At 51.4% G+C, this 19,833-nt stretch carries 15 protein-coding genes and 1 riboswitch; of the genes, 2 read left to right on the top strand and 13 right to left on the bottom strand.

Annotated elements, in window-relative coordinates:
• The 7 genes from AC4G46_RS09395 to AC4G46_RS09365 form a co-directional block, all read right to left on the bottom strand.
• Nucleotides 1-1,038, bottom strand: coding sequence for a sensor histidine kinase (locus AC4G46_RS09395; RefSeq protein WP_491127693.1), 1,038 nt, complete (start codon nucleotides 1,036-1,038; stop codon nucleotides 1-3).
• Between the two features lie 3 nt (nucleotides 1,039-1,041).
• Complete coding sequence (liaF, locus tag AC4G46_RS09390) at nucleotides 1,042-2,124, bottom strand: cell wall-active antibiotics response protein LiaF (RefSeq protein ID WP_491127692.1); 1,083 nt, start codon at nucleotides 2,122-2,124, stop codon at nucleotides 1,042-1,044.
• A gap of 265 nt (nucleotides 2,125-2,389) precedes the next feature.
• Complete coding sequence (locus AC4G46_RS09385; protein ID WP_260510224.1) at nucleotides 2,390-2,524, bottom strand: hypothetical protein; 135 nt, start codon at nucleotides 2,522-2,524, stop codon at nucleotides 2,390-2,392.
• Nucleotides 2,525-2,658: 134 nt separating this feature from the next.
• On the bottom strand, nucleotides 2,659-3,225 hold the full coding sequence (locus AC4G46_RS09380) for a 3D domain-containing protein (protein WP_491128834.1): 567 nt from the start codon (nucleotides 3,223-3,225) through the stop codon (nucleotides 2,659-2,661).
• 415 nt (nucleotides 3,226-3,640) lie between these two features.
• Entirely contained in the window at nucleotides 3,641-5,578 is a 1,938-nt protein-coding gene (gene thrS, locus AC4G46_RS09375) for a threonine--tRNA ligase (RefSeq protein WP_491127691.1), read from the bottom strand.
• A 419-nt stretch (nucleotides 5,579-5,997) separates the two neighbouring features.
• On the bottom strand, nucleotides 5,998-6,171 hold the full coding sequence (locus AC4G46_RS09370; protein ID WP_039871515.1) for a type II toxin-antitoxin system antitoxin: 174 nt from the start codon (nucleotides 6,169-6,171) through the stop codon (nucleotides 5,998-6,000).
• 13 nt (nucleotides 6,172-6,184) lie between these two features.
• Nucleotides 6,185-7,027 (bottom strand): SPFH domain-containing protein, encoded by an 843-nt coding sequence (locus tag AC4G46_RS09365; RefSeq protein ID WP_491127690.1) that lies wholly within the window; start codon nucleotides 7,025-7,027, stop codon nucleotides 6,185-6,187.
• 186 nt (nucleotides 7,028-7,213) lie between these two features.
• Here AC4G46_RS09365 and AC4G46_RS09360 point away from each other — a divergent pair, with 186 nt between their 5' ends.
• The gene (locus AC4G46_RS09360; RefSeq protein WP_491127689.1) at nucleotides 7,214-7,396 is read left to right on the top strand and encodes a transcriptional regulator; all 183 of its coding nucleotides are present in this window, start codon (nucleotides 7,214-7,216) and stop codon (nucleotides 7,394-7,396) included.
• A gap of 147 nt (nucleotides 7,397-7,543) precedes the next feature.
• Here the strand turns inward: AC4G46_RS09360 and AC4G46_RS09355 are convergent, their stop codons facing one another.
• The 4 genes from AC4G46_RS09355 to metA form a co-directional block, all read right to left on the bottom strand.
• On the bottom strand, nucleotides 7,544-11,857 hold the full coding sequence (locus tag AC4G46_RS09355; RefSeq protein WP_491127688.1) for a bifunctional 2',3'-cyclic-nucleotide 2'-phosphodiesterase/3'-nucleotidase: 4,314 nt from the start codon (nucleotides 11,855-11,857) through the stop codon (nucleotides 7,544-7,546).
• 530 nt (nucleotides 11,858-12,387) lie between these two features.
• Entirely contained in the window at nucleotides 12,388-13,524 is a 1,137-nt protein-coding gene (gene mqnC, locus AC4G46_RS09350) for a cyclic dehypoxanthinyl futalosine synthase (RefSeq protein ID WP_491127687.1), read from the bottom strand.
• 189 nt (nucleotides 13,525-13,713) lie between these two features.
• Complete coding sequence (locus AC4G46_RS09345) at nucleotides 13,714-14,898, bottom strand: aminotransferase class I/II-fold pyridoxal phosphate-dependent enzyme (RefSeq protein WP_491127686.1); 1,185 nt, start codon at nucleotides 14,896-14,898, stop codon at nucleotides 13,714-13,716.
• Nucleotides 14,899-14,944: 46 nt separating this feature from the next.
• The gene (gene metA / locus AC4G46_RS09340) at nucleotides 14,945-15,862 is read right to left on the bottom strand and encodes a homoserine O-acetyltransferase MetA (RefSeq protein ID WP_491127685.1); all 918 of its coding nucleotides are present in this window, start codon (nucleotides 15,860-15,862) and stop codon (nucleotides 14,945-14,947) included.
• A gap of 109 nt (nucleotides 15,863-15,971) precedes the next feature.
• A riboswitch (SAM riboswitch) is annotated at nucleotides 15,972-16,100 on the bottom strand.
• A gap of 400 nt (nucleotides 16,101-16,500) precedes the next feature.
• Here metA and corA point away from each other — a divergent pair.
• A complete protein-coding gene (gene corA / locus AC4G46_RS09335) occupies nucleotides 16,501-17,436 on the top strand; it encodes a magnesium/cobalt transporter CorA (RefSeq protein WP_068728979.1) in 936 nt (311 codons plus the stop codon).
• A gap of 76 nt (nucleotides 17,437-17,512) precedes the next feature.
• On the opposite strand, the gene AC4G46_RS09330 is transcribed toward corA, so the two are convergent.
• On the bottom strand, nucleotides 17,513-18,532 hold the full coding sequence (locus AC4G46_RS09330) for an HRDC domain-containing protein (protein WP_491127684.1): 1,020 nt from the start codon (nucleotides 18,530-18,532) through the stop codon (nucleotides 17,513-17,515).
• 248 nt (nucleotides 18,533-18,780) lie between these two features.
• The gene (locus AC4G46_RS09325) at nucleotides 18,781-19,662 is read right to left on the bottom strand and encodes an ROK family protein (RefSeq protein WP_491127683.1); all 882 of its coding nucleotides are present in this window, start codon (nucleotides 19,660-19,662) and stop codon (nucleotides 18,781-18,783) included.
• Between the last annotated feature and the right edge of the window lie 171 nt (nucleotides 19,663-19,833).

Genomic DNA, 19,833 nt, shown 5'->3' with positions numbered 1-19,833 from the left:
CTATTCCTCCTGTTCCTGATTGCCTTGAACAAATTTTGGTATATGTACGCGGATCGTCGTTCCCGCCCCTTTGCGGCTGATGATTTCCACCTGCCCGCCGAGCTTTTCGGCACGCTCACGCATGGTGGTCAGCCCGTAGGATCCCTGCTTGTGCTGCACATGCTCAAAACCCTGACCATCATCGCTGATGCTCAGTACGACCTGCCTCGGGGCTTCACGCAGAGACAGGCTGACTACACGCGCGCCGGCATGCTTGACGATATTAGCCATAGACTCCTGGATAATCAGGAACAGCTGGTGTTCAATCGCCTCCGACAGCTCACCCTGCAGCTCCAGCTCCTTGACCCCTTTGAGCCCGTTCTGCCGGCAGTAGTCCGGAAACCATTTCTCCAGCGCCTCGAACAGATTCCTGCCCTCGAGCTCCACCGGACGCAGCTGTGCAATCAGCGCCCGCATCTGCTTCTGCGCCATTTGCGACATCGTAATCAGCTGGTGCATAACCGTTATTCCCTGCTGCTCATTGCGTTCAAGCACTTTAGGCAGCGAAGAGGCGGACATATGGATCGCGAACAGCTGCTGGCTTACCGTGTCATGCAAATCACGGGCCATCCGCCGGCGTTCCTCCAGTACCGCACTCTCCGCCGCCTTTTCTTTTTCAATGACTTCCTGTGCACCGAGCCGCTGCAGAATCTGCATTTTATTCTCAACCGTATCCATCATCATATTGAACTCATGGTACACTCTGGCAAAGGACTGATCATCACTCTCCGGCATCCGCACAGAAAGATTGCCTTTGGCCACCTGCAGCATGTTCAGATCAAGATGGTCGATCCGCCGCTGGATCCGCTGTCCGGCCATATAGCCGACTACAATGTTAAACAGCACAATTCCGACGATAAGATACAGCCACATACGGTAATCCACAACTTCAATGTAGCCCAGGCATGTCCCGGCATAGACAAGTCCGGCGGCGACGCCTCCGCTGAGGAGAAAATAGAGCAGCAGCAGCCATTTGGTATTGCTGAAGATCGTCCCCATCCTTTAGCCCACCGTCTTAACCTTGATATCGCCGATGAAGGCGCTGACGTTAATCCGGACCTTTTTGCCGGCCTCCTTGTAATAAGGGGTCTTGCACTGCACACTGCTCATAAACCCGCTGCGCGTCTGCTCCAGCACCTGCATATCGCCGATAAAGGAACTGCTGTTGACCGAAACACCCAGATCCATATCATCCGGGATATAGACTTTGATGTCGCCGACAAAAGCGGATATGTTGATCTTGGTCTCGCCATAAGGAATCTGGGCATTGGTCAGATCAAGCACGGTATCTCCGATGAACTGTGAAATGTTGGTGTGCTTCAGCTGAAAATGCTCCTTGCCCATATGCACGTCCCCGATAAAGGCCGAACGGTTGGTCGTTTCCTTATGGTTATGGGTTTCATGGAACTCCTCATGCCACTCCCCGTGTCTGCGGGCATGGCGCTCCTGGCGTCTGCGTTCATGGCGGTCACGGTTCTCCTTCCACCGCGCTTCGGTTGCCGACTGAAAATATCCCTTCGGGTCCTGCTCCTGCTCATGGGCACCCTCTTCATCCTTGGAGAGGTAGTCGTCCCAGTTGCGTTCTCCCGCAGGCTTGCCGAATTTCTGCTCGAACTGTTCATCCAGCGTGGATTCCAGCGGCTTCGGAGGCGCTGCAGGCTCATGCGAACCCGGTCCGGGCGGATAAAAGTCAGGAGGTGACGAAGGTGCCGGAGGAACCGGAGGAACATTGCGGCTGCGCGGTTTAAAGATCACATACAAGCCGCCGCCGATCAGCATTACCGGAAAGAGCAGCTTGAAAAAGTCGCCCGGCGACACATCAAACCAGGCCAGATTCCGTCCCAGGAAATAAACCCCGAGCGCGAGGAAGAAAAATCCCCAGAAGGCCGACGATCCTTTTGAACCATTATCATGGGTGGACAAAAAATTCTGGAGCCCCATCCAGATCAGGATAAGCGGCCAATAGTCCGAGAAAAGTGAACCTATACTGAAATCGGTGTATCCCATCTGCCTCAGCAGGAACATCCCGCCGAGTCCAATCAGGATCAGTCCGCCGAGAACCTGGCTGGTGAACCTTCTTTTCATGCTTCATTTCCCCTTTATGATGTCGTTTTTGCCTTCATGCATACCTTATAGACTTAGTCTACAGCATTCGGAGGCCGGAGGACAGCGGCGTAAGAAGGAAAGCGGACTCAGTCTCGGGACCGAGCCCTCTGGAATTATAAGGGATATTTGTCCATACGGCGGCAGGCGCCTTTAAAAACGAAAAAGGACTGTCCCGGCGCCCATCATCTGAGCGTACCGGAACAATCCAGCTTTAGCATATCGGTGTTAGCCAGCGTTCACAGCATTACTGCTGCGGTTTTTGCACCGGCTTAACAAATGTACCCTGCTTTGTTGCGCCGTCATTTTCAACAGCAAACTCGGCATTGTATTTTTCATTCGGTGTTTTGTAGTTTTCTTGTACTTTTGGTTTTTTAGCCACTGGAATTCACCCCCTGAGTGTTCTCGATAAGGGCACTCAATGTACCCCAGTCGATATTATGGCGGGCCAGGGGCTGTCTTATACATTTGCAAGTGAAAAACATATCAAACCTTCATGCAGGCTGTGGTTCCGTCTCAAATGCTCTCTTCCAGCAGGTCCTGGGGAATCGTTTTGTAGGTCTGAATCGCTTTGCCCAGATCCTTGAGCATGCTCTCCGTACACTTACCGTTACCGCGCTTAATCAGCTGGACAACAACCGTCTTTTTGCCCCATTCCTTGTACACCTGCTTGGTGGTGGCGAAATACAGGTCGATCTTGCGTCCCTTGATTGCAGAGCCGGTATCGGCAACGATTGCATAACCGTAACCCGGGATATAGAGAATGCTTCCAAGCGGCAGTACCTTCGGGTCGGCAGCAATGGTGGATACCGCATATTTGTCCCTGCGTACTTTAACGCCCGAATAGGTGATGCCGTATTGCGGATGCTTGGATGTCTTGCCTGTAGACTCGTAGCCTGCAGTATAGCCGGTTGCCGTAACCTTCATTGAAGTGATAATCTGCTCGGGCGCCGGTGCAGCAACGGGAACTGAAGCAGGCTGCTTGACAGCGGTATCCGGCTGCTTGTCGGCGGGTGCAGCGGTTGCCTGCGGTGCCTCGGTTGCCTGTGGTGCCTCGGTTGCTGCCGGCTTCACCCGTGAAATCCCTCCGAGCTGAGAGGCTCCTGTAAAGTATGCATCCTGCGAGTATACGGTGGCCTGCCCGGTTGTCTGCTCCTCCGGCATTGCTTTTCCGCTAATGCCTGTAAAAAAGGACGCGCCCTGTCTATTTTGAAAATCATCTGCCTTTAATGTGCCGCTGTTCAACTGGCCAGCAATGTCCGCTGTTCCTCTGGCCTGGGCGTATCCCGTACCCTTGTCCGGATAAGCACCTGCAGCCGTAAGAATAAGCACTACCGTAACCATTAGACACCAAAGCCTCTGGCATAAGCCCATTTTGTTCATTTGATAAACCTCCCCCTATTAGCGAAGGTTTCCCGTTTCACAAAATTTTATACATGAAGCGCTGATATGCGGCTTCACGAGGCATATGACAGAGGCTATTTAGTCAGGCTTTACATTAAATAACGCGGCCGGAAATTTCCTTGCTGAGCATCTCGACTACTTCTTCGAGCGGCTTGGCGCCGATATCGCCTTCTCCGCGTTTGCGGACCGATACGGTGCCGGCATTCATCTCATTCTCGCCGACTACAAACATGTACGGAAGCTTCTCCAGCTGGGCTTCACGGATCTTATAGCCGAGCTTCTCGTTACGCAGATCGACTTCAGCGCGGATTCCGCTTCTCTGCAGCTTCGCTTCAACATCCTTGGCATATTCGTCAAAGGCCGAGGATACCGGAATAATCTTGACCTGCTGCGGCGACAGCCACAACGGAAGGGAGCCGGCAAAGTTCTCCAGCAGGAACGCTACGAAACGCTCCATAGTACCCAGAATACCACGGTGTAATACAACCGGACGGTGCTTGTTGCCGTCGTCTCCGACATACTCCAGCTCGAAGCGCTCAGGCAGCAGGAAGTCGATCTGTACAGTGGACAGGGTTTCTTCTTTGCCAAGCGCGGTACGGATTTGCACATCCAGCTTAGGTCCGTAGAATGCTGCTTCGCCTTCCGCTTCAAAGAACGGCAGACCGGCTTCTTCCGCTACCTCGCGCAGCATACGCTGTGCAGTCTCCCACATTTCATCGTTCTGGAAGTACTTCTCAGTATCCTGCGGATCACGGTAGGAAAGACGGAAACGGTAATCGTGAATACCGAAATCGCTGTATACCTGCTTGATCAGCTCTAGCACGCGTTTGAATTCGCTCTTGATCTGGTCCAGACGGCAGAAGATATGGGAATCATTCAGCGTCATGGAGCGCACGCGGTGCAGACCGGTCAGCGCGCCGGACATTTCATAGCGGTGCATCGTGCCCAGCTCGGCGATGCGGATCGGCAGGTCGCGGTAGCTGTGCATTGAGCTCTTATAGATCATCATGTGATGCGGGCAGTTCATCGGACGTAGCACGAACTCCTCGGTATCAATAACCATCTTAGGGAACATATCTTCCTGGTAGTGCTCCCAGTGCCCGGAAGTTTTGTACAGCTCTACGTTACCAAGCACCGGAGTGTATACATGCTGGTAGCCGAGGCTGGCTTCCAGATCGACGATGTAACGCTCCAGAATGCTGCGCAGCTTGGCGCCTTTAGGCAGCCAGATTGGCAGGCCCTGTCCGACCAGCTGATTGAAGGTGAAGATTTCCAGCTCTTTACCCAGCTTGCGGTGGTCGCGTTTCTTGGCTTCCTCCAGCAGGCGCAGGTGCTCATCGAGCTGGGCTTTTTTGATCCAGGCTGTACCGTATACGCGCTGCAGCATTTTGTTCTTGCTGTCTCCGCGCCAGTAAGCGCCGGCTACATTCATCAGCTTGAATACTTTGATCTTGGAAGTGGACGGCACGTGCGGTCCGCGGCACAGGTCGAAGAATTCACCCTGCTCATAGATCGAAATCACGCTGTCTTCCGGCAGCGCCTCAATCAGCTCCAGCTTGTACGGATCGCCAAGCTCACCGAAAATATCCAGCGCTTCCTTGCGGCCGACTTCCTTGCGTACGATCGGCAGATTTTCGTTAACGATGCGTTCCATTTCCTTCTCGATCTTGAGCAGATCCTCCGGATTGAGCGGATGCTCAAGGTCCATATCATAGTAGAAGCCGTCTTCAATAACCGGACCGACACCAAGCTTGACTTCCTTCGCGCCGAACAAGCGTCTGGTTGCCTGGGCCATCAGGTGGGCCGTACTATGGCGCATAACCTCAAGACCCTCCGGTGAATCCAGCGTAACGATCTCAATGAGTGCGCCTTCTTCAAGGGGTGTTGACAGGTCTACGACAATCCCGTTCAGCTTGCCTGCAGCTGCATTCTTGCGCAGGCCGCTGCTGATCGAAGCGGCTACATCGTCGATAGTGCTGCCGTTCTCATATTCCCGGACCGATCCGTCCGGAAGCTTAATACTTACTGACATTGTTGTTCCTCCTAGTGGTTGGTAGCTAGCCCTCTGAGGGCATTAAGTGGCGGTACGGAAAATCCACGCAAACAAAAAACACCCGTCCCGTAAAGGGACGAGTGATTGCACCCGTGGTTCCACCCAAATTCGATTCTGTACAAGAATCCTTCATCAGCATGGGAATAACGGCCATGAACCGGCGGTTCTTACTATCCCGTGGAATGCAGAAGCCTCCGGGAGTTCATAACCGCAGCTACAAAGGGGTAGATCGAAAGCCGGATACCGGAGGAAATTGCAGCCTGGGTTTCCTCTCTCTGAAGCGGTCCTGACACAAGCGATCCATGTCTTTGTCGACGCTGTTAACGTGAATTATGCAGTAATTATAAAGCTGTCCGTCGCTTCAGTCAAGCGTACGAGGCAGGATTTCCTGTTATTGCTTACTCCTCTTCCCGGCGTTTTTTTCCCGGCAAGCGGCCCGCGCGCTTTAAAGACTCACGCAGCAAATATTCAATGTGTCCGTTTACGCTGCGAAATTCCTCTCCGGCCCAACGCTCCAGCGCTTCATACAGCTCCGGATCAATCCGCAGCGGAAAGCTCTTTTTGGCCGCCATGATTCATCATCCCCTAGTACAACGAACCGGCATTGATCACCGGGCTCGCTCCGCGCTCAGAAACAATCGCCACCATCAGGTTGTTGATCATCGCCGCCTTACGCTCTTCATCAAGCTCAACCACGCCATTTTCTTTAAGCTGGCGGATCGCCATGTCTACCATGCCGACAGCGCCTTCCACAATGATCTGCCGTGCCGAAAGAATGGCCGAGGCCTGCTGGCGCTGCAGCATCGTGCTGGCAATCTCTGTAGAATACGCCAGGTGCGTCAGCCGCGCCTCAATCACTTCTACCCCGGACAAGGACAGGCGCTCCTGCAATTCTACAGCCAGTTCCTTGGCAATTTCGTCCGCATTGGCCCGCAGTGACATACCTGATTCATTAAAGTTATCATACGGGTATTTGCTCGCTACATGACGGAGTGCCGTCTCACTCTGAATTTCCACAAAGGCCATATATTTATCTACATCAAACAGCGCCTTGGCTGAATTGATAACCTTAAACACAATGACTGCCGCAATTTCAATCGGATTCCCTTCCACATCATTAACCTTCAGCTTGACACTGTTAAAATTGCGCACCCGCAGCGACACAGTCTTGCGGATACTGAACGGAATAACCGCCCACATCCCGCTCTTCACAATGGTTCCGACATATTGGCCGAAGAAAGTGACTACAACTGACTTGTTGGGTTGAACGATCGTGATGCTTGTGCACAGAACTGCGGCAACCAGAAATAGAACAATTGGTACTGCAACATATTCGTGGGCTCCCCCGTAGATTCCCCCTGCCAGACAGACCACAATCAGTGCAATAACCCAAAATCCGCTTACCGGACGCAAAATTCTCTCCTTCATAAAAGCACCTCCGTAAGATATGTATTTGATATAATTATGATATCACTTTTGGATGTAAATGTAAATCTGTTTTTTAATATTCAAAGCCCGTTTCGATAAAAGTCACTGCATTTCTTCTAATCCTCTTCTATACTACAAATCTAAGTTTTCATTCTTTCAAATATATTGGATAAGGACGTGACCTTCATGAGCGAAAAAGAACAGGTGCTGGATATTATCAAGGCTTCGGCAACTCCCCTCACCGCCGGTGAGGTAGAGAAGCTCTCGGGCCTTGCACGCAAAGTGGTAGACAAGGCTTTTACTGAGCTGAAGAAAGAAAATGCCATTGTCTCTCCGGTCCGCTGCAAGTGGGAAGCTGCTGTAAAATAAACAACTTGTTACATTGGACAGGCCCATGCGGGATTCGCACGGGCCTGTTTATGCGGTGAATGGAGCGTTTGAATAGTCATAAAGGAACGAAAAGATGCCCCGCGTCATCCGGAGATGACGGGGGCACCTTTATTATAGGAGCTGAATTTAGGAAGCTTTGTTCTCAAGCATGCGGTAGATGATTACTGCAGCCTGAGCGCGGTTGGCCATAGCCTTTGGTGCAAATTTACCGCCGTCTACCCCATTCACGATTCCCAGCTGAGTCAGCTGTGCAACAGCTTCCTGAGCATAAGGAGCGATGGAATTTTTATCGGCAAATTCGCCGAGCGCTGCAGAGGCATCAACTGGCTCCAATTGACCGGCAAGAGCATTCACGATCATGATTGCCATTTCCTCGCGGGTAATCTCTCTTCCCGGTTCAAATTTGCCGTTGCCGCTGCCCTTCACAATACCTGCGTTAACAGCAGCAGCAATCGAATCGGTATACCATACTCCCTGCTTCACATCGTTAAAAGCTGTAGCGGATGCTGGCGCACTCAGGTTCAAAGCACGTACGAGCATCGTTACGAATTCAGCACGGGTTACTGTTTTGGTTGGAGCGAACTGGCCGTTCTCCAGACCCTTCACAATGCCCTTGGCTGCCAGGGAGGTAATGGCTTCCTGAGCCCAGGCTACTTTGCCCAGATCATTGAAAGTGCCTGGTGCCGCCGAAGGAGCCGGCGTTGCCGATGGTGCTGGTGTTGCGGATGGAGCCGGTGTTGCCGATGGTGCTGGTGTTGCCGCCGGCGCAGGAACGCCGCCAGGAATTGCAGCCGGAGCCTTAGTGTTGTTAGTGATACGGCCTTCAACTTTAGCTGTAATGGCTCCGCCTTTGAACGTGTCTACAATGTAATCGTAGAATACATCCAGATCAATCGGGCCAGGTACAGAAGCGCTGGCTTTGGTCAGTACGGTGTAGTTATCACCGCCTGCAGACATGAAGTTGTTCACGACCGCAGTATAGCTCTTGTTCATGTCAATCGGTGTACCGTCAGCCTTGGTCAGGCTGGTGATACGGTCCTTAACCGGCAGATACATTTCAGCCGTATATTTCAGGCCGGAAATCTGCAGGGTTTTCGTATCGGCTGTTCCGTCAGCTTTTACTCCCCATTGCTGCTGCAGCAGGGTTTTGATCTGCTCACCGGTCAGGGTCAGCTTCACCAGGGTATTGCCGAAAGGCTGGATCTTGGCCAGATCTCCAAAGGATACATTGCCCTTAGGAAGGTCAGCACGGATACCGCCCGGGTTCATGAAGGCAAAATCTGCTGCTGCTGCTCCGTCACCGAAATCAGCTGCACGCATTGCATCGGCAATCAGGTTGCCGAGCGGCGCTTCATTGTTGTAGACATCTGTACGGGTAATTGTACCGTCAGTTGTACCTACTGGCTGGGTCAGTTCCGGATGCTTAGCCAGATACTTGTTAACCAGAGCAACCGTTTCAGGATCAGGTGTTACCCCTTCCTGGAAGGTAGATGTAACTGTTGCAGACTTTGTTTTTACATCGCCTGTTTTAGGGTCAATGACCAGTTTAATATCCTCAAATGCAGTACCATAAGAGTAAGCCTGAACAACCAGCTTGCCGTTTACGATGTCGTTCGCATAGCCGTGGTTGTCCCCGGCAACGATGACGTCAACCGGTGAGTTAGCCGGCAGGGCTTTGGCGAGATCTGCTGCTTCGCCTGTCGTTACATAACCGGTATTTGCATCGCCTTTTGTTGTAGCAGGATCATGTGCCAGCACGATGATCGTTTCAACACCCTGGCTCTGCAGTTCTTTAGCGTATTTCTCGATAGCCGCTACTTCTTCATCGGCTGTCAGGAACTCAACGCCTACCAGGCCGGATGGAGCTACTTTGCTTGGCGTCGCTTTTGTTACCACACCGATAAATCCGATTTTCACGCCGCCTACTTCTTTAATAACATAAGGGTTGATGATTGGATTCTTGTACACACTGTCAACCACGTTGGCATTGATGTAATCAAAGTCTGCGCCAGCATGAGTTACATTTTTGTTCTTAGGATCAACACCGCCGAAAATCTGTGTTTTCAGTGCTTCAACGCCCTGGTCAAATTCATGGTTACCCAGTGTTCCGACGTCGAACTTCATCAGGTTCATCCATTCATGGGTCGGCTCATCACGCTCAAGTGAAGATACCGGAGCCGATGCGCCTACGGAGTCCCCGTTGTGGAAGAGCAGGGAGTTTTCATACTTGGCACGTGCCTGTTTCAGGTATGTTGCGAGAATCGCAGCAGTACCTGCATTCTTGCCGCTTACTACAGAAGTAGTATCCAGCTGGCCGTGGAAGTCGTTAATACCGATCAGGTGAACTTCAACATCTGCAGTTGGTGCAGGTGTGTGCTGCTTCAGATCAAGGCTGAAAATACTGAAGCCTTTAACATCTTTGGTTTTCGTGTCCTTCATGTTGGAAGGCAACACTTCAGCTGCTTCTGGTGAAGACGGGAAGGTTACTGTTACATTGCCTTTGATTGGAGCAATCGACCAGTTGCCGTCAGCAGTCGGATCAACTACGCCAGCCTCACTGATGTAATCCATCAGTACCTGACGGTTTTCCATCTGGGAGTCGATAATCATTTTGCCGGCTTTTACGCCCGGGAAGTTACCGCCGCCGCTTGCACGGTAGTTGTTGGTAACCACTACAAAATTCTGGTTCAGATCAAGCGGCTGCCCGCCGTAAGTAACGCTGGTTACACGGCTGGAGGTTGCATCATTAATAGAACCGTCCGGTTTGTATTTGGCATTTTTGGTTACGTCGATCGTGTACTGAACACCGTCAATAACGTCGAAGTTATATACCGCAAAAGCAGGATTCAGAAGGGTCTGTGCTGTCGAAATCCCCGGCTTAATCCGGTTGAATGCGCCTGCGCTCATTTCAATCCATTCTTTTACGGTCGAGCCTTTTACAACAATCGCCTTCAGCGTGTTGTCATACAGATAAAGGTCGCTGGCGCTGGCGATTGTCAGATTTCCCGCCTTAATTTTAGTGTATTCTGTCGGGCCGTTACGTCCGGCCTTGAATGGAGCACCTACACTTAGAATCGGGTAATCTCTATATGCGGCCAAAGCCTCATCCGTATTGATCAGATTCGATACATAACGCTGCTGCGCGTAAGTTACGATCTGAACGGTCGGATCATCCTGCACCATGGCGAAGAAGCTGTTCATTGGGGCAGTAGTTTTTCCAAGAGGCTGATTTACGTATGCTTTAGTTGCCTCATGATCTGCTGAAGTAACAGCGTCTATTGCCGGATCTGCAGCAACACCAGCAATTGAACGCGTGGAGGATACAGAGCCCGCCTTATCCACTTTCCAGCTGCCGTCTTTCTGCACAATTTTAAGATCGATTAGACCCAGGTATCCGCCGCCGTAACCAGCCTGAACTGCCGGAGTACCGTTAATCTGACCTTTTGCATTGTCGATTTTAATGTCAGCTGAATTGTAAGGAAGTTTGGTACCGGGATCTTTAAAGGACGCATCCAGGTCACTTTCCTTTGCAGTCGGGAAAACTTTATGTGTATGAGAGAAAGTGATCGCGTCGATGCCTTCCACTTTACTCAGTTGGTTGATGTCGTTTTCTGCGCCGGAATCGGATGAAGCTGAAGAAGCATCAAACCCTGTATGCGCCATCGCCACAATGACTTGCGCACCGTCAGCTTTCATCAGAGGAACAAATTTCGCAGCAGTTTCACTGATATCCTCAACCTTTACTTTGCCGTCGAGCTTAGCCTTATCCCACTCCAGAATCTGTGGTGTAACGAGGCCAATCAGTCCCACTTTTACTTTGTATGATTGACCGTCTGAGCCTTTAACTTCCTTATCAATAATTTCGTAAGGCTTATATTTATTTGTGCCGTCAACGTTATAAATATTTGCATTGACATACTTGAAATCTGCATCAGTATCTTCTTTGTGTGTGGAACTTCCGTTAATAGTACGTTCGAGGTATTCCAAACCATAGTTAAATTCATGATTGCCGAAGGTAGCTGCATCATACTTCATTACATTCATAGCGGCAATTAGAGGATGAATCCGCTTGTCATTTGTTTCCAGGTCGGATTCGGTTGCCATGTACGTGCCCAGAGGAGTACCTTGAATCAAATCACCGTTATCAAGCAAAAGATTGTTGCTGTTCTGCTTTCTGGCTTCATTGACCAGAGTAGCTGTTTTGTCGAGACCCACTGTCGCTGAAGGGGCATCCTTGTAATAATCCCAGCCATAGACATTGGTGTGCACATCAGTAGTGCTCATCAGACGCAGATCTACTGTCACACCGGCTGCCGGAGCGGCCTTTGCTGTATCAGCTCCAAGAACTGAACCAACAAGCACACCCCCAAAAACCTGTGCAGTCAGAACTGTGGTTGCCAGAATTGAAGCTACCGGCTTGTTCCATCGTCTTTCTCCCATAAGTGATTAATCCTCCCAGTTTTTCTCTATTAGTGACCGAGGAGAATTGTACCATAAGCAAATATACGAATCTAGCAAAAAACATCAAATAGAGTCAATAGTTGTGTAAAATATCATATAATTCAGCGTGAATTTAGTCATAATGCCTTATTCCAAACCCAAAACCTTACATAATATACAAGGAAACGCGAAAAAGACATGTGAGATTTAGATACATTACTGAGTAAGATATCCATTAGTATAGTTCTTATAAAACAAACAGATCCATTCCCACTATCAAAAACTACATTATTCTATATTTATACAAAAAAATTCATAAACCCATCCCTTATTAAACGGTATAAATACTGACATGAACATCGGTGTCAGGGACAGAACATTGCCTGAATCTTTGTGAACTAGCAGCCTGTTTTGTTCACATCCAGCCGCCAATCATCCTTAGCCGGATCCGGGAAAGTACATTATAAAGGAAAATACCCCCCGCGAGGCAGTGGCTATACTGTCGCGGGGGGTAAAATTTTATATTAGGATCAGTTCTGCATTACAAAATCATTGTCAATCTTCGTATTCGCATCCTCGAAGGTACGCAGAATGTCATAACGCGTGTTGCGCTGTGCCGGGATCTTGCCTGCTTCACGGATCAGCTGGGTAATCGACTCAATGTTAACCTTGTAAGTCGCACCTGCCGAGGAAACGACGTTCTCCTCAATCATCGTGCTGCCAAAGTCGTTACAGCCGTACTGCAGGGACAGCTTGCCGACCTCAGGTCCCATCGTTACCCATGAGGACTGGAAGTTCTTGATGTTGTCGAGCACCAGCCGGCTGATCGCTACTGTCTTCAGGTACTCTTCCGGAGTCTGTCTATCCAGCTTGAGATTGGTGTTATCCGGCTGGAACGTCCAGGAAATGAATGCCAGGAAGCCCTCGGAGTCATATTTGTTCGCAATGCATTCATCTTGAGCTTCACGTACCCGCAGCAGATGCAGCGCGCGCTCCTCCATACTCTCGCCAAGGCCGATAACCATCGTAGCGGTTGTATTCATGCCGATCTTGTGTGCGGTCTTCATGACGTTCATCCAGTCTACCCAGGACCCTTTGAGCCGGCTGATCTTGCGGCGGGTACGGTCGTCGAGGATCTCTGCCCCGCCGCCCGGCAGCGAGTCAAGGCCGGCAGCATGAATCTCGCGCATCACCTGCTCCAGCGGCAATCCGGATACTTCGACCATCTTCATAATCTCCGCCGGGGAGAAGGAATGCATTGTGATCTCAGGGAACCGCTGTTTAATTCCGCGGAGAATATCCGTATAGTAGCTGAACGGCAGATTCGGGTTGGTGCCGCCCTGCATCAGAATTTCCGTACCGTTAACAGCAATGGTCTCGGCGATCTTCTGGTAGATGGTTTCATCAGGAAGCACATAGCCTTCCTCTGATCCGGGTCTGCGGTAGAACGCGCAAAAGCGGCAGTACACATCACATACATTGGTATAGTTGATATTCCGTCCAATGACGAATGTTGCCAGCGGATCGGGGTGCCAGCGCTTCATGATCACATCTGCGGCTGCGCCCATTTTTTCAATTTCGTTGCTCTCGAACAACCGGATTGTGTCTTCCAGCCCGAGGCGTTCGCCTTTCAGCGTCTTATCCAGAATAAGATCTATCGCACTCATCGTTCGCAGCCTCCTTCAAGTTCCATACATTATGGTTGATTAAATTTTAGAAATAAACATAGATAAGCATTCGTCCATCCATCGTAACACAATCCCGGCGGCTTGAGAAATCTTTTGATACCGCCCTGCATAACTCGGGACAGAAAAAGACGGCGGCGCATTAGCTGCGCTGCCGTCTCCCCTGTATATTTATTCAGCTGGTACAGCCTGCTCCAGTTCGATCCGGGCCGCTTCCAGCGCCTGGCCAAGATCAGCGATCAGGTCGTTTACATGCTCAATGCCGACGGAGAAGCGCAGCAGCCGGTCATCTACACCGACAGCATCGCGGATCTCAACCGGAATGTCGGCATGAGTCTGCACGGCCGGATAAGTCATCAGGGATTCAACACCGCCCAGGCTCTCGGCAAAAGCAATCAGGCGGATATGGCGGAGCAGCGGCTCCACGTACCGGGCATCCTTCACTTTAAAGGAGAAAATCCCGGTGTTGCCGGAGGATTGGCGGTTCTGGATTTCATACCCCGGATGATCCGGCAGCCCCGGATGGAACACCTCGGCCACAGCCGGATGCTCCAGCAGATAGCGAGCAATCGTCAAGGCGTTGCTCTCATGCCGTTCCATGCGCAGGGCCAGTGTCTTCATGCCCTTCATCAGCTGATAGCTGTCGTTCGGAGCAAGAACGGCGCCCAGCGAATTGTGCAGAACAGCCATTTCAGCAGACAGCTCGGCTCCTTTGGTCACGATCAGTCCGGCAAGTACATCGTTGTGGCCTCCCAAATATTTGGTTGCGCTATGAACGATGATATCCGCACCAAGCTCAAGCGGACGCTGGAAGAACGGGGTAAGCAGCGTATTGTCCACAATGGTCAGCAGCCCGTGATGGCCGGCCCAGGTACACACTGCTTCTATATCGGTAATCATCATCAGCGGATTGGTCGGCGTCTCGATAAATACAGCCTTCGTCTCCGGACGGCGGGCTGCCTCCAGCCCGTCAAGATCATTGGTATCCACATAGGAGGCCGTGATTCCGTACTTGGACAGAATCCGTTCCAGAAGACGATAGGTTCCGCCATACAGGTCAAGGGACACGACAAGGTGGTCGCCCTGCCCGAATAAAGCGAACACGGTGGTCAGGGCAGCCATGCCGGAGCTGCAGGCAAAGCCGGCATCGCCGGACTCCAGCTCAGCCGCAGCCGTTTCCAGTACGGAACGGGTCGGGTTTTTGGTACGGATATAATCAAAGCCGGTGCTTTGTCCAAGTCTCGGGTGACGGAATGCCGTTGCGTTGTAAATCGGATAATTAACTGCCCCGGTAGCGGGATCTTCCTGTGAGCCTATTTGTGCAAGTCTGCTTTCAATCCTCAGTTTCTCGTCCATCGTGAGCCTCCTAATGTGGGGTTATTGTACAGTTGCTTCTATATTATTAAATAATAGGGCCAATATCGAAGGGTGTCTCCTGGTATACATAGTAATTGAGCCAATTGGCGAACAATAAGTTGGCATGGGCGCGCCATACGGCCGGTGGTGTACGCTGCGGATCATCCTTGGGATAATAATGTTTCGGCAGCGCAATATCCATCCCCTTGGCAACGTCACGGTCATATTCCCATTTTAGCGAGAACGGGTCATATTCGGAATGTCCGGTAACAAAGATCTGTCTGCCGTCATGTGTCGCTACAAGGTAAACTCCGGCTTCCTCCGATTCGGCCAGAATCTGCAGCTCCGGGTTAGCTTCGATATCTTCACGCGATACGTCGGTATGGCGGGAGTGCGGCACATGGAATACCTCATCAAAGCCGCGCAGTAGCTTAACATTATTATGGCTCAAGGTGTGCGGGAACACTCCAAAGCATTTCTCTTCCAGGCTGACCTTGCGTACACCAAAGTGATGATACAATCCCGCCTGGGCGGCCCAACAGATATGCATGGTCGATGTAACGTTATGTTTGCTCCATTCAAAAATCCGCTTTAGCTCTTCCCAGTAATTCACATCTTCGAACTCCAGCTGCTCTACAGGAGCCCCGGTCACAATCAGGCCGTCGAACCGGCGGTTGCTGATTTCATCAAAGGTTGTATAGAAGCTCTTCAAATGTTCTGCTGAAGTATTCTTGGAGGTATGGGAGCTGGGATGAAGCAGGACTACATCGACCTGGAGCGGAGAGTTTCCGATCAGGCGCAGCAGCTGCGTTTCGGTCGTTTCCTTGGTTGGCATCAGATTCAGGATGGCGATCCGCAGCGGACGGATATCCTGGTGAAAAGCTTGGCTTTCATCCATTACAAAGATATTTTCTCCGGATAATACTTCTTTGGCCGGTAAACTGTCAGGAATTTTGATTGGCATAGCTGTGTCCACTCCTTAATCGAATTAGTACCTGATCTCAAACTGATTTCCATGCAAAAATGACCCTTCTCGCACGAGAAAGGTCATATAGGTTCAGTCATATGCGCCTCTCTCATCTGCCAGAACCAACGCCGGGGTTAGATCCCCTGCATAGCTTCCGCAAGAATTAGCACCGTGCGTATATACGCCGGTTGCCGGGTTTCATCGGGCCAGTCCCTCCACCTGCTCTTGATAAGATTTAGCTGTATTCAATTAATTTTCTTAAAATTCACTTTAAATCATGAACCTGCTTTTCGTCAAGTCCATACAATGCTGAAGAGCCCTTGAAATGAAAAGAATTTTGCTTGAAAGAGGCATACCCCGGCGTTATACTAGACAAGTGTTTCAACGGCACAAATGACGAGGAGCAGAGGTGAGAGAAGAATGGAAGGCGACCCGGGTACGCAGTTAAGCGTGCAAAGTGAGCAACCACACAGGATTAACATCAGCTTGCCGGCGGCGGGAGCACTACTTCTTCATGCTCTCGAGACGTCATTCTGGCCCGTTCATTGATTGTACTGCCGGCTAAGCTGATTTTTTCCGTGTGCTTTAATTAGCATAACCCTGGAGAAGACCGGGGACATAAGGAGTGAAATCAGATGAAAATCCGGCTGGTAAACGCAGGGGTTTTTACCCCGATTGATGACATTGAAGCAACACTGACCGCCCCCGCTGAAGGATTCTACTGGATTGATGCGGATGATGAGGATCTGGAGCAGCTACAGCCCCTGTTCAATCTGCATGATCTTGCCGTGGAGGACTGCCTCAGCGAAGAGGAGCAGCGGCCAAAAATTGAAATTTATGAGAGCCATTATTTTATAGTAGTAAACAGCATCCGGTTTGACGACGAGGAAATTTTCCTCCGGGCGCTGAATGTATTCCTGGGCAGACATTACATTATTACTGTCACCAAACAGAAGATTCACGAACTGCGCGTCCTGAAGCCCATTCTGTGGGAGCAGGAGGTCAGCGAGCCTGACCGCTTCCTCTACCATCTGATCGACATTGTTGTTGACAACTACTTCTCAGTCGGCGACCGGATTGAAGCGCGGATAGAGAAGCTTGAGGAAGATATCCTGATGCATACCAAGAAAACACATCTGAGCGAGATTATCGGTTTGCGCAGTGAAATTCTGTGGCTGAAGAAGATGCTTGGGCCGCAGAAGGAAGTCATCAACACTCTGAACAAAAAGGACCTGCGCCTGATCGACGACCAGCTGCAGAAGTATTTCAGCGATATTTATGAAAATGCGGTCAAGATCTCTGAAACCTTTGAGACCTACCGCGACCTGATGGGCAACTTGCGAGAAGCCTACCAGTCGAGTATTGCTAACCGCGCCAATGAAATTATGAGAGTGTTTACTGCAATAACTACAATATTCATGCCGCTGACCGTCATTACCGGTATATACGGGATGAACTTTGACAATATACCCGAGACCCATTCGCAGTACGGCTACTACGGCGTAATTGCTGTGATGGTAACGCTAGGCTGCGGGATGCTTGTTATTTTCCGCAAAAAGGATTGGCTATGAACGTTAACGGACGATTACGCTGAGGCGAAGGCTACCGCTACTGCAAAGTATGGGGAACCTTCGCCTTTTGCATATTCTAATAGCTTACCGCTTCTCCCATGAACTGGGACTCGCGGGTCCGCCGGAAGCGGATACGGATGAGCCGCAGGCGCTCATAATAGAGATCGAGCCCCTCCGCCGGCGAGAAATTATCACCGTACGCCTTATACAGCGCAGGCTTCAAAAAAGTATCGCCCATCAGCTCATAGGCTGTCCAGATCCTGTTCTGCTCCTCTGCTGAGACCTCCTTCAGCTCATTCTCGATCAGCTTCTCAACGGAGTAGCCCTCCTTCTCCAGCTCTTCAACCGCTTCCAGCACTTCACGGCGGCTGATCCCCCCGGTTGCCTGCAGCTGCTCCATGCCAAGCCCGTTCTCGATGCCCTGCAGCAGAATCCGCCGCAGCCGCAGACGTTCAAGCTGCTTCTTGTACTTGATCTCCTTCTGCTTGTACAGCCAGGACGAGAAACCCTCCTCCTCCACAGCCTCATTCACCCAGCCCAGCGGGTAGCTGTGCTCACGCGGAATCGCGGCCGTAATGCCCAGCCAGTCGCTGCCATGCTGCGCGGCCTTGCCCTCGCCGACTCCCGGAATCTGCAGCAGCTCCTCTTCCGTGCGCGGCAGATAAGCGCTGAGCATGCGCAGCAGACGGTTGCTGGCCAGAATATAAGGTGCCTTCCGCTCGCTGGACGCTTTGCCGCGCCGCCAGGCGCAGAGCTCCTCGTAGACGGCCTGATTGCCATATTGCTCACTGTAGTACTGCAGCTTCAGCTGCTCCCGGTTACGCCCTGCCAGCGTCTCTTCCTCGTGAAAAGCACCGTCAATCAGCGGGCGGTAGCCGTCCCCCATCTTTACTGCCAGTTCATGCCTGTAGACGCAGAGCATCTCATTCCATGAGCCGCCCTCATACCAGATATGCTCATCCGTTTCACGGGTTCCGGAGAAATCACGCCATCCGATGCGCCAGATCCCCTCCTCTTCCCCGATCCAGAGCTGGGCATATACCTCCTGATCCGCTCCGGACATTCTGGACAACCGGTTCAAAAACACAATCTGCATTGGAATCCCTACTTTCGTTGTCTTACAGCATGCATACAAGTAGAAACGGCTTCATCGTCCTAAACAGGACGGTATCCGGTTCTGCGAGAAAGATAAGGATAAAGGATTGGTGAAACCTATACTTTCTTATCTTTACGCAAAAAAGCACCTCTCCCACGAACTATCGTGAAAGAGGTGCTTCCTCGTAAACGCTATACTGTTAGAAACTACAATACCATATATTTCCGTACAGTCAATCCCTTTTTGAATCAGGCCCCCGCGAGCGCCAGCTTGGCCAGGCCAAGCGCCCCGGCAAGACCGGCGTTGTCGCCCAGCTGCGGCGGCACGATGTAGCTGCCGATCTCCTGATTCAGTGCAGCGTGCTGGACATATCCGCCGAGCAGCTCCTGCAGTTTGGAATGGATCAGCGGGAACAGCTGGCTCTGCTTCATGACTCCGCCGCCCATAACAATCTTCTGCGGGGACAGCACCAGCACGTAGTTCATCAGTGCATGAGCCAGGTAGTGGGCCTCCATCGCCCAGGCCGGATGATCCGCAGCCAGCTCGCCGGCAGGCTTGCCCCAGCGGCTGCCGATAGCCGGCCCCGCAGCCAGGCCCTCCAGGCAATCCCCATGGTAAGGGCAGAATCCGCTGTAGGTATCCTCAGGATGGCGCGGAACCAGAATATGTCCCATCTCCGGATGGGACAGGCCGTGAATCAGCTGACCGCCTATAACCGCACCGGCTCCAATACCTGTACCTACAGTAATATATAGACAGCTATCCAGACCCTGCGCAGCTCCCCAGGTATACTCACCGAGCGCAGCCCCGTTCACATCGGTATCAAAGCCGATCGGCACGTCAAAATGCTCCGCAACTGCACCCACCAGATTAAATCCTCCCCAATGAGGCTTAGGTGTAGTAGTGATATGGCCGTATGTTGGGCTGCCCAATACCGGGTCAATCGGCCCGAATGAGCCGATCCCGATGGCTTCCGCATTTTTTCCGGAAAAGTAGTCCAGCACAAGTCCCATCGTTTCCTGCGGCGTTGTCGTCGGGAAGCTGACCCGGTCGATTACCGACCCGTCCTCATGTCCGATTCCGCATACAAATTTGGTTCCCCCGGCTTCAATAGCTCCAAGTACTCTCACAGCAGCATTCTCCCTTCTAAAATAAGCGCAGGCCCCGCTTCCGGGCCGGTCAATGTATAATCCGCATATCAAAATAAAACGCTCTCTTAAAATGATTATACGTGCCTAGTGTCAGTATGACAAGCGGTTGACATACTCTCGGAAAAATAAAAAGAACCCGTCCCTCCACCA

The sequence above is a fragment of the Paenibacillus sp. fava2 genome, from assembly GCF_058313675.1.
Note: the sequence above shows the minus strand (reverse complement) of the source record. Positions and strands in the feature narration are given on the sequence as shown.

Bases quoted from the DNA above. Each gene is read 5' to 3' on its own strand.
- AC4G46_RS09355 (WP_491127688.1), bottom strand. From the start codon at position 11,857: ATGGGAGAAAGACGATGGAACAAGCCGGTAGCTTCAATTCTGGCAACC.
- liaF (WP_491127692.1), bottom strand. From the start codon at position 2,124: ATGAAAAGAAGGTTCACCAGCCAGGTTCTCGGCGGACTGATCCTGATT.
- AC4G46_RS09345 (WP_491127686.1), bottom strand. From the start codon at position 14,898: ATGGACGAGAAACTGAGGATTGAAAGCAGACTTGCACAAATAGGCTCA.
- thrS (WP_491127691.1), bottom strand. From the start codon at position 5,578: ATGTCAGTAAGTATTAAGCTTCCGGACGGATCGGTCCGGGAATATGAG.
- AC4G46_RS09360 (WP_491127689.1), top strand. From the start codon at position 7,214: ATGAGCGAAAAAGAACAGGTGCTGGATATTATCAAGGCTTCGGCAACT.
- AC4G46_RS09330 (WP_491127684.1), bottom strand. From the start codon at position 18,532: ATGCAGATTGTGTTTTTGAACCGGTTGTCCAGAATGTCCGGAGCGGAT.
- corA (WP_068728979.1), top strand. From the start codon at position 16,501: ATGAAAATCCGGCTGGTAAACGCAGGGGTTTTTACCCCGATTGATGAC.
- mqnC (WP_491127687.1), bottom strand. From the start codon at position 13,524: ATGAGTGCGATAGATCTTATTCTGGATAAGACGCTGAAAGGCGAACGC.
- metA (WP_491127685.1), bottom strand. From the start codon at position 15,862: ATGCCAATCAAAATTCCTGACAGTTTACCGGCCAAAGAAGTATTATCC.
- AC4G46_RS09395 (WP_491127693.1), bottom strand. From the start codon at position 1,038: ATGGGGACGATCTTCAGCAATACCAAATGGCTGCTGCTGCTCTATTTT.
- AC4G46_RS09370 (WP_039871515.1), bottom strand. From the start codon at position 6,171: ATGGCGGCCAAAAAGAGCTTTCCGCTGCGGATTGATCCGGAGCTGTAT.
- AC4G46_RS09365 (WP_491127690.1), bottom strand. From the start codon at position 7,027: ATGAAGGAGAGAATTTTGCGTCCGGTAAGCGGATTTTGGGTTATTGCA.